Genomic DNA, 15427 nt, shown 5'->3' with positions numbered 1-15427 from the left:
GAGGGGGATAGGTGGTTAAACTGCAGATATATAAAGAAACACAATTCTACATTGTTTGACAGATTTTGAAGAGAAGACAGCATACTAAAAGGCCGGGTTAATCCTTCCACCCGGCCTCACTCGCAATCTGCGATGCTGCTCATGCAGCAGCGTTAGCCAATCCCCTGCTTCATCGCCTCAAACTCATCCTCAAAGAAGAATTTCTCCTCACCAAACGCTGGCTCCAGCTCATGCAGCCAGGTAGCCGTCTCGCTGTATTTGGCGAAGAAAGGACGCTGTACCCAGTCCGGGTTGCGGCCCTGCAGGAAGCGCAGCACGAAGACTTTCTCGCCAGCGACTTCCGTAATGCCCTGAACTTCAACCTTGCCGGGGCCTGCGCTCATGCTGGGGCCGCGGGCGGTTCGGGCCAGGCCGCTGACCTTTTTCATGGCCTCGCGGTAAATGTAAAAGGCTTCGGCCAGGGGCACTTCAAAGTAGTTCTTGGCGCCTGTGTCCCGCTCCACAAACATGTAGTAAGGGATGATGCCCAGCTGTACTTCTTTCTTCCAGAGCCTGGCCCAATCATCCGCATTGTCGTTAACGTGCTTGATCAGCGGGCCTTGCGCGCGAATTTCAGCGCCCGTGGCGCGAATGCGGCGAATGGCCTCTTCGGCGATGTCGGTGGTGATTTCCTGCCAGTGGTTGTAATGGGCCATGATCGCAATGTGTTTGCCCGCATCCACCAACTTGGCGAACAGGTCAATCAGCTCATCTGCATCCTTGTCGGTTACAAAGCGGTAAGGCCAGAAGGTCAAAGCCTTGGTGCCAATGCGAATGGTCTGGATGTGGTCGAATTCCGGCTGCAGCAGAGGCTCAAGGTACTGAGCCAGGCTCTTGGTTTTCATCACCATGGGGTCGCCACCGGTAACCAGAAGGTCAGTTACTTCGGTGTGCTCCTGCAGGTAGCCGTGCAGCTTGTCTGCCTCGGTGCTGGACATCTTCAGGTCTTTGTCGCCCACAAACTGCGCCCAGCGGAAGCAGAAGGTGCAGTAGGAGTGGCAGGTCTGGCCCTGGGCCGGGAAAAACAGCACGGTTTCGCGGTATTTGTGCTGCACGCCGTCGAGCACTTCGCCTTCCAGTTCCGGCATGTTCATTTCCATCTGGCCAGCCGGGTGCGGGTTCAGGTCGTCGCGAATTTCTTTGGCGACGGCCTGAATCTCTTTTTTCTCGGCACCTTCACGGTGCAGCTTGGCCATGCGCTCAAAGTGTTCGTCTTTGAGCATGCCCTTTTGCGGGAATACCAGTTGGTAGATGGGGTCGTTGGGTACTTTGTCCCAGTTGATCAGCTCATTGATCACGTATTCGTTTACGCGAAACGGCAGCACGCTGGCCACCACCTTCATTTCAAACAGAGTCTCTTCCGGAAGGTTCTGGATGATTTCGATTTTGTCTAGCTGGCGGTCTGTATAAACCTTGAAGCGTCGCTCCTCGAATTCTGTGGTGGGAATCCGATTAGGGAAGGTGACGATTGAATTCATAGTTCGCCCTCTGTGGTTAAAAGAATGAAGTGACTGGAGGGCAAAAGTAACGCCGCTCCGATGGTCAAAAAATGGGCAGGCGAGTATACATAAATTGTTGTTTAGTTTCAGGTCTAATTAAAAATGAGTTGAATAAAGTTACTCCAGGTTTCAGTTGTTTTCTATAGCGTTGAAATATAAGAGTATTGTTTGAGTTTTTTCTCGGGTAGTTTCTGTTTTGATCATTTAGCGTGGTAATTAAAAAGTGATGGCTTGCGGGACTAAGACGTTGGTCTGAGGCTGGTTGTTTGGTGTTCGGAAAAAAGGCATTATTGCGTAACTAATCGAAATAATTTTGCTGTTTTCCGCAAGGCATCACGTTCTCAAGGGTAGATTTGGAGTTTTGTGTAGTAAAAAGACTACGGAATTTGGGCTCTTGTCCAGGGGGTTGGTCGAGTTCGTGTTGCAAGTTGGCCATCCTTACAGGGGGCAGGCAGTAAAAGTGGAAAAGCTGTTCTATGCTTGATGAATACAGTTTGTACCCTTGGCCGGTAAGTTTTCCGGCAGAACACTCATAGAAAAAACTGTCGTTGTCACAGTTTTTATTGTTACCGCATGCGCGGATGCCACGACTGGCACCTGCAGCATTTTTGGATGCGAAGGGGGAAGGTTTGATGTACCAGGATGATGATCCCATTGAAACGAGCGAATGGCTTGAAGCGCTTGAATCGCTCATGGAGAACGAAGGAATAGATCGGGTTAAGTACATTCTGGAGCGCCTCTCCGAACGCGCCAGCCGGGATGGTACCGAATTACCTTATTCGATCACGACGCCTTTCCGGAACACCATTCCAGCAACGCAGGAAGCGAGGATGCCGGGCGATCTGTTTATGGAGCGCCGGATTCGTTCGCTGATTCGATGGAACGCCATGGCCATGGTAGTGCGGGCGAACAAGCGCCCGGGCGATCTGGGCGGCCACATTTCCACATTTTCTTCGGCAGCCACGCTTTACGACGTGGGCTTCAACTACTTCTTCCACGGCGGTGATGAAAAGCGCGAGTCTGATCTGGTTTATTTCCAGGGCCACGCATCGCCGGGGAATTATGCCCGCTCCTTTCTGGAAGGGCGGTTCACAGAAGAGCAGCTTGATAAATATCGCGAAGAAGTTGACGGAGACGGCCTTTCTTCCTACCCGCACCCGTGGTTGATGCCGGATTACTGGCAGTTCCCTACAGTTTCCATGGGCCTTGGGCCGATTCAGGCTATCTACCAGGCCCACGTAATGAAGTATCTGGACAGCCGCGAACTCGTTGAAATGGGTGACCGCAAAGTCTGGTGTTTTGTAGGTGACGGTGAAACTGACGAGCCTGAAACGCTCGGGTGTATTTCAAAGGCTGGTCGGGAGAATCTCGATAACCTTGTGTTCGTAGTGAACTGTAACCTGCAGCGTCTGGATGGGCCGGTGCGGGGTAACGGCAAGATTATCCAGGAACTGGAAGGCGCCTTCCGGGGTGCTGGCTGGAACGTGATCAAGGTAGTCTGGGGCAGGGTGTGGGACACCTTGTTCGATCAGGACGAACACGGCGTTATGCAGCGTGCCATGGACGAGATCTGCGATGGCGATCTGCAGAACTTTACCCACAACGGGCCTGCTCACACCCGCAAGCATTTCTTCGGCAAGTACCCGCAGTTGGCCAAGTTGGTAGAAGGCTGGACGGACGAAGACATCAACAAGCTCAACCGTGGTGGTCACGACCCATACAAAGTATATGCCGCGTATAAAAAAGCGGCGACTGATGCCAATGGCAAGCCCACTGTTATTCTCGCCCACACCATCAAGGGCTACGGTTTTGGTGCAGCGGGTGAGTCCCAGAATACGGCTCACTCCTTGAAGAAGCTGGATCTTGAAACCCTCAAATCATTCCGTGATCGCTTTGCGATTCCGCTGAAAGACGAAGAGCTGGAAGACGTACCCTATTACCGCCCGGCGCCAGACAGTCCAGAGCTGACGTATATGAATAAGCGCCGGCAGGAACTGGGTGGTTTCTATCCTCGGCGCCGCAAGGACTGCCAGCCACTCCAGATTCCTGATCTGGATATTTTCAAGCAGGTTCTGGAAGGTTCAAACGGCCGTGAAATATCCACAACCATGGCGTTTGTGCGGTTGCTTGGCGCGCTGGTCAAGGACAAACGCATTGGCAAGCGCATAGTGCCGATTGTGCCCGATGAAGCCCGCACCTTCGGAATGGAGGGCATGTTCCGCCAGCTGGGTATCTACACATCTGAAGGCCAGAAATATGTGCCCCAGGATCGTGAACAGATCATGTATTACCGGGAGGACAAGAAGGGGCAGATCCTGCAGGAAGGTATCAATGAAGGTGGTGCTATGGCCGCGTGGATAGCGGCTGCGACATCCTATAGCAACAACAACTTCCCGCTGATTCCTTTCTATGCTTTCTACTCCATGTTTGGCTTCCAGCGGGTGGGAGATCTGGCCTGGGCCGCGGGCGATATTCAGGCGCGTGGCTTCCTGATTGGCGGTACCGCAGGGCGCACCACGCTGAATGGCGAGGGTTTGCAGCACCAGGATGGTCATAGCCATGTGCTGGCAAACACCATTCCCAATTGTAAGGCCTATGACCCTGCCTTCGGCTATGAAATGGCTGTGGTAATTCATCGCGGTTTGAAGGAGATGTTTGAAGAGAACAAAAACGTTTTCTACTACATCACCATGGAAAACGAGAACTATGAACAGCCGGCCATGCCCAAGGGTTGTGAAGAAGACATCATCAAAGGCATGTACAAGTTCGAATCTGTTGAAGTGAAAGGCGGCAAGAAAAAGCTGCGTGTACAGCTATTGGGTGCAGGCGCCATTCTCAATGAAGTGCGGGCTGCTGCTCAGATGCTGAAAGAGGACTGGGGTGTTGCCTCGGATGTCTGGAGTGTGACCAGCTTTAACGAGCTTGCCCGTGATGGTCAGCACGTGGAACGCTGGAACTTGCTGCACCCGGATGACAAAGTCCGCAAGGCCCATGTCACTCAGTGCCTGGAAAACCAGGTAGGCCCGGTCGTCTCGTCGACAGACTACATCAAGCTGCACTCCGAACAGTTGCGGGCGTTTATCCCCAAAACATTCCTGACATTGGGTACAGATGGTTTTGGTCGCAGTGACACTCGCGAGAAGCTGAGAAGCTTCTTCGAGGTGGATCGTTATTACGTAACGGTTGCTGCTCTGTCTGCCTTGGCGAAAGATGGCGAGGTCAAGCAGGAACAGGTTCTTGAAGCCATGCGCAAGTACGGTATCGATCGTAACAAAACGAACCCGGCGCACTGCTAAGGAGACCGTCATGAGCGAACAGGAAATCAAGGTTCCCGATCTCGGCGGGGCAGATGAAGTTGAGATAATTGAGATTCTGGTAAGTGTCGGCGATTCGGTGGAGGCAGAGGACTCGATTCTGACTGTTGAAACCGATAAGGCCTCCGTAGATTTGCCATCCCCTGGTGCCGGTAAGATCACCAAGCTTTCCGTGAAGGTTGGAGACAAGGTGAAAGAAGGCGACGTGGTGGCGATGATGGACGCGGAAGGCGCCGCTGGCGGAGCGGAGGATGAGCCGGAAGCGAAAGCAGAAAGTGGCGCCAGTTCCGAGGACAAATCAGAGCCTGAAAAGAGCAAGCCGGAGCCGAAGAAAAAGTCTGGCGGCTCCCGCAAGGAAACGGTGCTGGTTCCGCCTCTGGATGGGATGGAAGAAGTGCCGGTTATCGAAGTCAACATATCTGAAGGCGATACCATTGAGGTAGATGCATCTTTGGTGACGGTTGAATCTGATAAGGCATCTATGGATATACCGTCACCTTATGCTGGCAAAGTGGTAAAGGTTCTGGTTGCCGAAGGTGACAAGCTTTCAGAGGGTGACAAACTTCTGGAGATGATGGTTGCCGACGACGGTGATGAAGAAGTTGAAGAGCAGAGCGAGGAATCGTCAGGCTCCAGCCAGGATTCGAAGCCTGAGCCCAAGTCAGAGGGAGCACCACCGAAAGAGCCGGAGGTGCAGCCGCAAAGTTCAACCTACGAGCCACCCTCACCGGGTGCCAGAGTTCATGCTGGCCCGGCTGTGCGCAAACTGGCTAGAGAGCTGGGTGCAGATATGACTCGCATCAAAGGATCTGGCCCGAAAAGCCGGATTCTGAAAGACGATGTGAACGACTATGTGAAAAGTCAGCTGCAACAGACTCAGCAGGGAGGCTCGGGCGCTGGTACGGGATCGGGAATACCGGGTGTGAAGCTGCCAGATTTCAGCCAGTTCGGCGACATAGAGCGAGAGCCTATGTCACGGATGATGGCGGTTACTGCCAGCAACATGCAGCGTAGCTGGCTTAATGTGCCCCACGTAACCCAGTTTGAGGATGCGGATATCTCCGATATGGAGGCATTCCGAAAATCCCAGAAAGCGGCGGGTGAGAAGAAGGGCGTGAAGATGACGCCTCTGCCGTTCATTCTGAAGGCCTGTGCAACGGCACTGGCCGAGCTGCCGCAGTTCAACGTGTCTCTTGATATGGAGCGCAAAGAGGTGGTTCACAAGCAATACATTCACATTGGTATTGCAGTGGATACACCCAACGGGCTGATGGTTCCGGTGATTCGTGATGTGGATCAGAAGGGACTGTGGGAGCTGGCGGCAGAAAGTGCCGAGCTTGCCCAGAAAGCCCGTGACAGGAAGTTAAAACCTGCAGAAATGCAGGGCGCCTGTTTCACCATCACAAGCTTGGGCGGTATCGGTGGTACGGCATTCACGCCGATTGTGAATTCGCCGGAGGTAGCGATACTGGGGGTTTCCAGAGCGGCTATGAAGCCTGTGTGGGATGGAAGCGAGTTTCAGCCAAGGCTGATGCTGCCGCTGTCTTTGTCCTACGATCATCGTGCCGTGAATGGCGCTGATGCGGCGCGCTTTACCTCGCTGCTCAGTCAGCTACTAGGGGATATTCGTACCCTGTTGCTCTAAGCTCTGGTAGGTTGATAACGTTGAATCCGCCTTCAGTCTTCCTGGCTGGGGCGGATTTTTTGTATTCTGTCACCATAAAGTGATTCAGAGACCCATCAGAGATGCTCGTCATGAACCCCGCTGAAGTTCTTTCCAAACCGCTAAAGCTCAAGAACGGATCCGTTATTCCCAATCGCTTCGCCAAGTCTGCCATGAGTGAGGCTCTGGGCACGATTGATAACCGGGCTACCCAAGAACTGGTTACGCTCTACCGCACCTGGGCTGAAGGCGGAACGGGGTTGTCGATTACCGGAAACGTGATGATCGATCGCCGGCATATTGGCGAGCCACAGAATATTGTGCTGGAGGATGAGCAGGACATCGAGCTTCTCAAGGCGTGGGCTGCAGCCGGCAAGGTGGGGGGTAAGCAGATCTGGATGCAGCTGAACCATCCGGGTAAACAGATCCCGAAGATGCTCAACAAGGCGCCGGTGTCGCCGAGTGCTATCCCGTTCCGCAAGGAAATGCAAAGCATGTTCGGCACGCCCAGAGCACTCACCGGGCCAGAAGTTGAGGACATTGTTCAGCGGTTTGCCCGCAGTGCCGCCATTGCCGAGAAGGCAGGATTTGATGGCGTGCAGATCCACGGCGCTCACGGGTATCTGGTAAGTCAGTTTTTGTCGCCGCACCACAACCAGCGCACGGATGAGTGGGGCGGATCCGCAGAGAAACGGATGAGGTTTGTGCTTGAAGTTTATCGAGCGATTCGTGCGTCAACTCAACCCGGTTTTTGCGTGGGTATCAAATTGAACTCGGCGGATTTTCAGCGTGGTGGTTTCACCGAGGAGGAGTCCCTGGCGGTTATCGATGCTCTGGCGAGCGAGGGAATTGACCTGGTTGAGATCTCAGGGGGCAATTACGAGAGCCCTGCCATGGCGAAGGGAACCAATAAAGGCAAAGGGGATGGAGACGTAAAGCAGAGCACCCTGGCACGGGAAGCATACTTTCTGGCATTTGCAGAGAAGGTGCGCAAGCGCGCGGATGTGCCCTTGATGGTTACCGGGGGCTTTCGTACCAGCGAGGGTATGGCCCATGCTCTGGCCTCCGGAGCGACGGATCTGGTGGGATTGGCCCGGCCGCTTGCAGTGGAGCCGGATCTGCCAAACCGGGTCATGTCGGGGGAAGCCTTTACCAGCCTTGTAAAACCGATCAAAACCGGTATCAAGGCAATCGACAACATGGCGTTGATGGAGGTGAGCTGGTACGCGCGCCAACTTGGGCGCATGGGCAATGGCAAGCCGCCTCGACAGCACGACCGGGGGCTGTGGTCACTGGTTGAAGTACTGGGTGTAATGACAACCAGGGGCGTCAGAACCCGGTTGCGCGCTGGTGAATAGGTCCGAAATTATGAGCACAGAATTGAACCTCGCCGCTGTTATCTACGACAACGACGAGCAGCCCGTGGATAAACTGCTGCACATGGTCGCAGCGACACTGAACCAGCGTGGTGACAGAACCGCCGGTCTGGCGATGGTATTGAATGAACAGGGCCTGCGCCGAGCGCCAATGGCGCTTCAGGATCTGGAAACCGGCAAGGAATATTCCATTGCCCAGAACCTGGGGAAGGAGTCGCAATCCTGTTGCCTCGACCCGCATGGGCTTGCGGATGCAACCAAGGTGTTGCGTGCGTTACTGAATCAGCCGCCGCGGCTGGCTGTTGTGAATCGGTTTGGGCAGCAGGAAATAGATGGCAAAGGCTGCCGCGCAGAGATTATTCAGTTGCTTGATGCTGGTATTCCGGTTTTGACGGTGGTCAAGCGCAAGTTCCTTTCCCAGTGGCATGAGTTTGGTGGTGGCCAGGCAATAGACCTGCCTTTTTCAGAAGAGGCTGTGTTGCAGTGGTGTGACGGAACTTTACAGCGGCGATAGCGCCAGATGTGCTGAGGCATCAAGTGGCGTAGTATAAGTGACTGATCCGCACACCTACTTACTTGCCTACGCCGGCAACTCTACTATTTTTATAGGCTTAACTGCTTTTCCGAGAGAGATCTATGAACAAAGAACCTGTCAGCCGAGAACTGTTTGATGAAGTTATGGTCCCCAACTACGCACCGGGTTCTATTATTCCCGTGCGAGGCGAGGGTTCCCGGATTTGGGATCAGGACGGCCGCGAGTTTATAGATCTTCAGGGTGGCATTGCCGTGAGCTGTCTCGGGCATTCGCATCCCGGGCTGATTGGTGCATTGATGGAGCAGGCAGAGAAAATCTGGCACCTCTCTAACGTGATGACTAACGAGCCGGCTTTGCGTTTGGCCAAAACTTTATGCGATCTCACGTTTGCCGAGCGAGTGTTCTTTGCCAACTCCGGTGGTGAAGCCAACGAGGCGGCGTTCAAACTGGCACGTCGTTATGGCTGGGAGCACACAGGCCCGGAGAAGCACGAAATTATCTCCTTCAAGAACGCCTTCCACGGCCGTACCTTGTTCACCGTGAGTGTGGGCGGACAGGCAAAATACCTGGAGGGATTTGAGCCTGCGCCAGGTGGTATTCACCACGCAGACTTTAACGACCTGGAATCCGTCAAAAAGCTGATCTCCAAGGCGAAGACCTGCGCTGTGGTTGTGGAGCCGATTCAGGGTGAAAGCGGTGTGGTTCCGGCTGACCCTGAGTTTCTGGAAGGTTTGCGCAAGCTCTGTGATGATAACAATGCCTTGCTGATTTTTGATGAAGTGCAGTCTGGAGTAGGCCGTACAGGCCATTTGTATGCATATCAGATGTACGGTGTGGTGCCTGATATTCTTACCAGCGCCAAAGGTTTGGGCGGTGGTTTCCCGGTAGCCGCCATGTTGACCACGGCAAAAGTGGCAGCCAGCCTTGGTATTGGCACCCACGGCAGCACCTATGGCGGCAATGCGCTGGCCTGTGCCGTTGCCCAGAAGGTACTCGATACCGTGAGCCAGCCCGAGATCCTGAAAGGCGTTAAGGCCCGCGCTGATCACCTGCGTAAAGGCATGATGGATATTGGCAAGCGTTATGATGTCTTCAGTGAAGTGCGCGGTGAGGGGCTTTTGCTGGGTTGTGTGCTGACTGAAAAATGGAAAGGCAAGGCGAAAGAGTTTCTCAACGCTGGCCTGGATGAAGGTGTGATGGTGTTGATTGCTGGCGCTGATGTGATTCGGTTGGCACCTTCGCTGATCATTCCGGATACTGATATTGATGAAGCGCTTGAGCGTTTCGAAGCGGCGGTGAAGAGACTGACTGCCTAGGAGATCTTATGTGGTTGGTACGTCCGGCACTACCGGATGACGTGAACCAGATACTGGAAATTGCAGGCGCGGCTGGTTCAGAAACCGCCCGCCTTTCATCCACGCTGCCCCGGCAGCGTGAAGCCCTTGCCGAAAAAATAAAACACTCGCTTACTTCTCTCGCCGGTAAAACCATTGCTGGCGGCCCATTGCCAAGATTTCTGTTTGTTCTGGAAGATACCGCCACTGGCAGGGTTCACGGCGCAGCTGGTATCGATGCCCGTGCGGGCAATGGTCAGCCGTTTTATAACTACCGCCGTGATGCATTGATTCACGCCTCCCACGAACTTGGCATATCAAGCCGCGTAGACGTTCTCTATCCCAGCCACGGATTGACCGATCACACACTGCTGTGTTCGTTTTCCATTACCCCGGAATTGCGCAACACGGAAGCCTTTGAACTCTTGTCGAGAGCCCGAATCCTGTTCATTGCCGGGCATCGCGACTGGTTCACCCAGCGCGTTGCAGTGGAAATTCAGGGCGTTCAGCATGCAGATGGCAGCGTGCCATTCTGGGACAGCCTGGGGCGTCACTTTTTCAATATGGACTTTGAAACGGCGGACCAGCACTCGGGTGCGCTCAGTAAAACCTTTATTGCGGAGCTTATGCCGCCGCATCCTGTGTATGTCACTTTGCTTTCCGAGGCAGCGCAGGAGGCGTTAGGGCAGCCCCATGAACTGACAGTGCCAAACCTTGAACTGCTACAGAGAGAAGGGTTCCAGGCCGGCTGTTATCTGGACATTTTTGACGGCGGGCCAGTGCTGGAAGCGCGCACTGATGCCTTACACACGCTGGTGACCAGCCAGCTCAAAGCTCTCCATGGTGCTGTGGGTGATGCTGACGATGGAGGTGGGGATCTTTGCCTGATTGCAGCGGGTGACGGCGCCGGATTTCGTTGCACTCTGGCCCGCGCAGCCGGCACGCTTGAGGGTACCCTTAAGGTACCTGTGAAGGTCTGGAGTTTACTGGAGAAGACCGCTGGTGATGAAGTGAGGGTAGCGCCATGTTAGTCATCCGACCGCTCCAGCAAAGCGATCTTGAAGATCTCTATACTATGGCGCAGAGAGCGGGCAAAGGACTGACTTCGCTGCCAGCCGACCGGGACATGTTGCAGCGTAAAATTAACCAGGCACAGGAAACCTTCAATCAGCGCTGTGCACCGGAAGCGGGCCTGTACCTGTTTGCTCTGGAAGATACAGATACTGGCAAAGCTGTAGGGATTAGCGGTATTCAGGCCCGTGTGGGCCTGGATGAGGTGTTTTATAACTATCGGCTCAGCGTTACCGTAAACGCCTCCAAAGAGCTGGGTGTGCATGTGCGTACGCCCACACTGCACCTTTCAAACGATATGACAGACACCAGCGAGATATGCTCGTTGCTGCTATCCAGCGATTACCACGGCGGTGGCAATGGTCTGCTTTTGTCCCGTTGTCGCTTCATGTTTCTTGATGAGTTTCGAAAGCACTTCTCTGAAAAAGTATTTGCAGAAATGCGCGGCGTGTCTGATGAGCAGGGAATGAGCCCGCTTTGGGATGCGCTGGGCAGCAAATTTTTTGATATGGAGTTTATAGAAGCCGACATGCTGTCCGGGCTTGGCAATAAATCGTTTATTGCTGAGCTGATGCCCAAGTACCCAATTTACCTGCCCATGTTGCCGGATTCGGCCCGGGCAGTTATTGGGCGGGTTCATGGCAATACGGCTCCGGCGCTCACCATGCTGAAAGCCGAAGGATTTAACTTTAATGGCATGGTCGACATCTTTGATGGTGGCCCGGTAGTTGAGGCGTTCGTGCACACCATTCGCACAGTTCGGGACAGCTTCAACCGCTATGCCTCGGTGACCCGCAAAGCCATTGATCTTGATGTGCCAGCTGATAAGCGGGTGATGATTTCCAATCGTTCGTTCCGTAACTTCCGGGTAACAACGGTGCCGGCCAGTTGCGTTGGCATAGATACGGTCAGTCTGCCACCGGAAGTGGCAGAGGCCTTGCAAATCGAATCTGGCGATCCGGTTCGGTTGGCGCCTCTTAAGGAAAGGTCTCAGGCACCGGCAAAGGCCGCAAACTAAAAACTTATTATTCCAGCAGCAGGAGAGTTAGTGATATGGCAAACCTGACAGGCGAACTGTTTATTGGCGGGCTTTGGCTGCAAGGCCACGGGGCCGCGTTTGAGTCTGTTCAGCCCGTTACCGGTGAGGCCGTATGGGAAGGCACCGGCGCGAGCCTGGCCGATGTGGATGCAGCCGTGCGGAGCGCGCGGGACGCCTTCCTGAAATGGCGACGCAAGAGCTTTGCCGAACGCCTGGCGGTTGTTGAAGCTTTTGCTGAGTTGCTGGACGCAAACAAGGAAGATCTGGCCCACCAGATTGGCCTGGAAACCGGCAAGCCCCTGTGGGAGTCCCGCACGGAAGTGGCTGCCATGGCAGGCAAAATCGGCATTTCGGTGAAAGCCTATAATGATCGCACCGGGCATTCTGAATCGGATGTCGCCGGTGGTCATGCAGTACTTCGCCATAAGCCCCACGGAGTGGTTGCTGTATTTGGCCCGTATAACTTCCCCGGCCATCTCCCTAATGGCCATATTGTGCCTGCACTGTTGGCGGGCAATACGGTTGTATTCAAACCCAGTGAGCTGACCCCCGGCGTGGCGGAACTGACGGTTAAGTTGTGGGAAAAGGCGGGACTGCCGGATGGTGTAATCAACCTGGTTCAGGGTGCTGCGGATACAGGCAAGTCGCTTGCGGGCCACCCTGCAATTGATGGTTTGTTCTTTACGGGTAGCTCAACGGTGGGCCATAAGCTGCATGAGCAACTTGGCGGTCAGCCGGAGAAGATCCTTGCCCTGGAAATGGGCGGCAACAACCCGCTGATTGTGCAAGATGTTTCGGATGTTGATGGCGCGGTCCATCACGCTCTGCAGTCCGCATTTCTGTCTGCTGGCCAGCGTTGCACTTGCGCGCGAAGGTTGCTGGTTCCAAAAGGCGCGAAGGGCGACGAGTTTCTGGATCGCCTTGTGACTGTGTCTGCCCGTATCCAGGTGGGGGAGTTTGATGACAAACCCCAACCGTTTATGGGGTCGGTAATCTCCGCACAGGCGGCGGAAAAGCTTTTGGCGGCTCAGGCCAGCATGCTCGAAAAAGGCGCAATATCGCTATTGGAGATGAAACAACTCAAGCCAGATACCGGCCTTCTTTCTCCGGGCATTGTGGATGTAACCGGGTTGGAACTGCCGGATGAGGAGTTCTTCGGGCCCCTGTTAACCGTCTACCGGTACAAGAGTTTTGATGATGCCCTGGAGCTGGCTAACAACACCCGTTATGGGCTTTCTGCCGGCCTGCTTTCAGACGACAGAAAGCTCTACGAACGATTACTGGAAGAGGCAAGGGCAGGCATTGTTAACTGGAACCGCCCTCTGACCGGCGCCAGTAGTGCCGCACCCTTTGGAGGCGTAGGCGCCAGCGGAAATCATCGGGCCAGCGCCTACTATGCGGCTGATTACTGCGCCTGGCCTATGGCCTCTCTTGAAGCGGGCAAAAGTGAGGTGCCGGAAAGCCTGGCGCCGGGCCTTAACTTCGATTCCTGATTGGCAACGTTGAGATTTATTCCCTGAATCCGGATGGACGGAATTCCCAGACATGGCAAAACATGCGGTAGAAGCAAACTTTGATGGCCTGGTTGGCCCAACCCACAATTATGCGGGCCTGTCCTGGGGCAATGTGGCATCGAAGTCCAATGTGAATGCGCTATCCAACCCCCGGGAAGCAGCGCTTCAGGGGTTGGCGAAAATGAAGCGCCTGGCAGATCGGGGCTACGTTCAGGGTGTATTGCCACCCCATGAGCGCCCTCATATACCTTCTCTGAAAGCGCTTGGGTTCAGCGGCACGGATGCACAAATTCTGGCGCGAGCAGCTAAATCCAGCCCGTCGATCTTGGCGGCTGTGGCCTCGGCTTCGTCCATGTGGACAGCTAATGCGGCTACGGTTTCACCCAGTGCCGATACAGACGACCACAGGGTGCATTTCACCCCCGCCAACTTGAGCGCCAAGTTCCATCGCTCCATTGAGCACAGGGTAACTGGCCGCATGCTCAAATCTATCTTCGCGGACGAAGGGTATTTTGCCCATCACCCGGCGCTGCCTTCGGTCAGTCACTTTGGTGATGAAGGCGCAGCCAACCACACCCGTCTTTGCGGCGGATATGGTGACCCGGGGGTGGAGCTATTTGTGTATGGCCAGATTGCATTCAACGAGCAAGCCCCGGCTCCGAAAAAATACCCGGCCCGGCAGACTCTTGAGGCCTCACAGGCTATCGCCCGCCTGCACGGCCTGAAAGATGGGCATCTGGTATTTGCTCAACAAAACCCGGCAGCCATTGATGCGGGAGTGTTTCATAACGACGTTATCGCGGTGGGTAACGGTAATACGCTCTTCTATCACGACCTGGCGTTTCTTGATGAACAGCGGGTGCTGTCAGATATTCGTGCCCGGTTGACTGGCGCTGAGCTGGAGGCTGTTCGTGTAAGCAGTGCGGAAGTGCCTGTTTCAGACGCGGTGGCTTCTTACCTGTTCAACAGCCAGTTGCTGAATACGCCCGATGGCATGCTGCTGGCGGTTCCGGGGGAGTGCAGGGAAGTGCCCTCTGTGAGCAAGTACCTCGATAAGCTGCTGGCCTCTGGCGGGCCTATTACCTCAGTGGAAGTGTTTGATGTGAAGCAGTCCATGCGCAATGGCGGCGGCCCTGCTTGCCTGCGTTTGCGAGTGGTTCTGAATGACGACGAACTAAAGGCCATGCATCGGGGCGTGATTCTGACCGATGCGCTCTATGAGCGCCTGACAACCTGGGTTGAAGCCCACTACCGTAGCGAACTTGGCAGGGAAGACCTGGCCGACCCCATGCTGCTGGAAGAAGTGCGCAAAGCGCTGGATGAACTGACCGGAATTCTGGGGCTGGGTTCTATTTACGATTTCCAGATGTAGCAGCCTTCCCGGTTGCTCCGAAAAAGCATGGTCAGGGTGCCGCAATCGAAGAAGCCAGCATATCCATCGTGTGTCGGATAAGGCTTTCGGCCGGGAAGTTATCGCCACTCTCGCTGGCTTCGGATTGGCACAACAAGAGAGCGCCGTGCAGTGCCCCGCGTAGATAGAGCGCGGTCTGCTCCGGGCTGTGGATACGTTGACGGCTCATGGTGCCATCTTTCAGCCCCAGCTCTATGGCCTCAGTCATCAGCGCCATCAGCTCTGTCTTTGAGCAAAGCATTTCTTTGGCTTGGGTTTCATCTGCCTCAGCCATAGCGGTGGAGGCTTTGGTGAGGGCAGAGAAATAATCTGGCTCATCCAGATAGAAACGATAATAGGATTCCCCCATAGCGCGAATTTGCGCCAGCCCCGTATCGGCAGTCAGCCGTGCCTTTCTGAAGCGTTCATACAAGCTATGCCCTGCACGCAGCATGATGCCCCGTTGAATTGCCGCCTTATCTTTGAAGTAGACATACAGTAGAGCCCGGCTCAGGCTTGCCGTGCGGGCAATGTCATCCATGGAGGTGCGTTCGTAGCCCTTCTCTGAAAAGACCCGTTCAGCGGCGTCCAGAATCGTGTCGTAGCGGGCCTGTTTTTCCCGTTCACGGCGTGTTTTCAGCGGTTCAGTCATC

At 54.7% G+C, this 15427-nt stretch carries 11 protein-coding genes; 9 read left to right on the top strand and 2 right to left on the bottom strand.

The features are described 5' to 3' along the window. Positions 1-152: 152 nt before the first annotated feature. Positions 153-1517 carry a KamA family radical SAM protein gene (locus FFI61_RS06225; RefSeq protein ID WP_200369662.1) on the bottom strand — a complete coding sequence of 455 codons (1365 nt, stop codon included), beginning with the start codon at positions 1515-1517 and terminating at the stop codon, positions 153-155. Between the two features lie 653 nt (positions 1518-2170). Between FFI61_RS06225 and aceE the strand changes: the two genes are divergently transcribed. The 9 genes from aceE (at position 2171) to astB (ending at position 14756) form a co-directional block, all read left to right on the top strand. Then, positions 2171-4834, top strand: coding sequence for a pyruvate dehydrogenase (acetyl-transferring), homodimeric type (gene aceE, locus FFI61_RS06220; protein WP_200369927.1), 2664 nt, complete (start codon positions 2171-2173; stop codon positions 4832-4834). Between the two features lie 10 nt (positions 4835-4844). Continuing rightward, positions 4845-6497: a dihydrolipoyllysine-residue acetyltransferase gene (gene aceF, locus FFI61_RS06215; RefSeq protein ID WP_200202943.1), complete on the top strand. Its 1653-nt coding sequence runs from the start codon at positions 4845-4847 to the stop codon at positions 6495-6497. Between the two features lie 110 nt (positions 6498-6607). After that, positions 6608-7873, top strand: a complete 1266-nt coding sequence (locus FFI61_RS06210; protein ID WP_200202942.1) for an NADH:flavin oxidoreductase/NADH oxidase family protein — start codon at positions 6608-6610, stop codon at positions 7871-7873. A gap of 10 nt (positions 7874-7883) precedes the next feature. Then, positions 7884-8405, top strand: coding sequence for a DUF2478 domain-containing protein (locus FFI61_RS06205; protein WP_200202941.1), 522 nt, complete (start codon positions 7884-7886; stop codon positions 8403-8405). Positions 8406-8527: 122 nt separating this feature from the next. Then, positions 8528-9742 carry an aspartate aminotransferase family protein gene (locus FFI61_RS06200; protein WP_200202940.1) on the top strand — a complete coding sequence of 405 codons (1215 nt, stop codon included), beginning with the start codon at positions 8528-8530 and terminating at the stop codon, positions 9740-9742. An 8-nt stretch (positions 9743-9750) separates the two neighbouring features. Then, the gene (locus FFI61_RS06195) at positions 9751-10791 is read left to right on the top strand and encodes an arginine N-succinyltransferase (RefSeq protein WP_200369661.1); all 1041 of its coding nucleotides are present in this window, start codon (positions 9751-9753) and stop codon (positions 10789-10791) included. Continuing rightward, entirely contained in the window at positions 10785-11849 is a 1065-nt protein-coding gene (gene astA, locus FFI61_RS06190; RefSeq protein ID WP_200202938.1) for an arginine N-succinyltransferase, read from the top strand. The genes FFI61_RS06195 and astA overlap by 7 nt, the downstream gene beginning before the upstream one ends. A gap of 35 nt (positions 11850-11884) precedes the next feature. Beyond that, the gene (gene astD / locus FFI61_RS06185; RefSeq protein WP_200369660.1) at positions 11885-13363 is read left to right on the top strand and encodes a succinylglutamate-semialdehyde dehydrogenase; all 1479 of its coding nucleotides are present in this window, start codon (positions 11885-11887) and stop codon (positions 13361-13363) included. A 52-nt stretch (positions 13364-13415) separates the two neighbouring features. Then, on the top strand, positions 13416-14756 hold the full coding sequence (gene astB, locus FFI61_RS06180; protein WP_200202936.1) for an N-succinylarginine dihydrolase: 1341 nt from the start codon (positions 13416-13418) through the stop codon (positions 14754-14756). Between the two features lie 31 nt (positions 14757-14787). On the opposite strand, the gene FFI61_RS06175 is transcribed toward astB, so the two are convergent. Further along, positions 14788-15426 (bottom strand): TetR/AcrR family transcriptional regulator, encoded by a 639-nt coding sequence (locus FFI61_RS06175; RefSeq protein WP_200202935.1) that lies wholly within the window; start codon positions 15424-15426, stop codon positions 14788-14790. Position 15427: the final 1 nt, after the last annotated feature.

The sequence above is a fragment of the Marinobacter sp. DY40_1A1 genome (assembly GCF_016597815.1).
Taxonomy (GTDB): Bacteria; Pseudomonadota; Gammaproteobacteria; order Pseudomonadales; family Oleiphilaceae; genus Marinobacter; species Marinobacter xiaoshiensis.
This window is presented reverse-complemented; position numbering and strand designations above follow the sequence as displayed.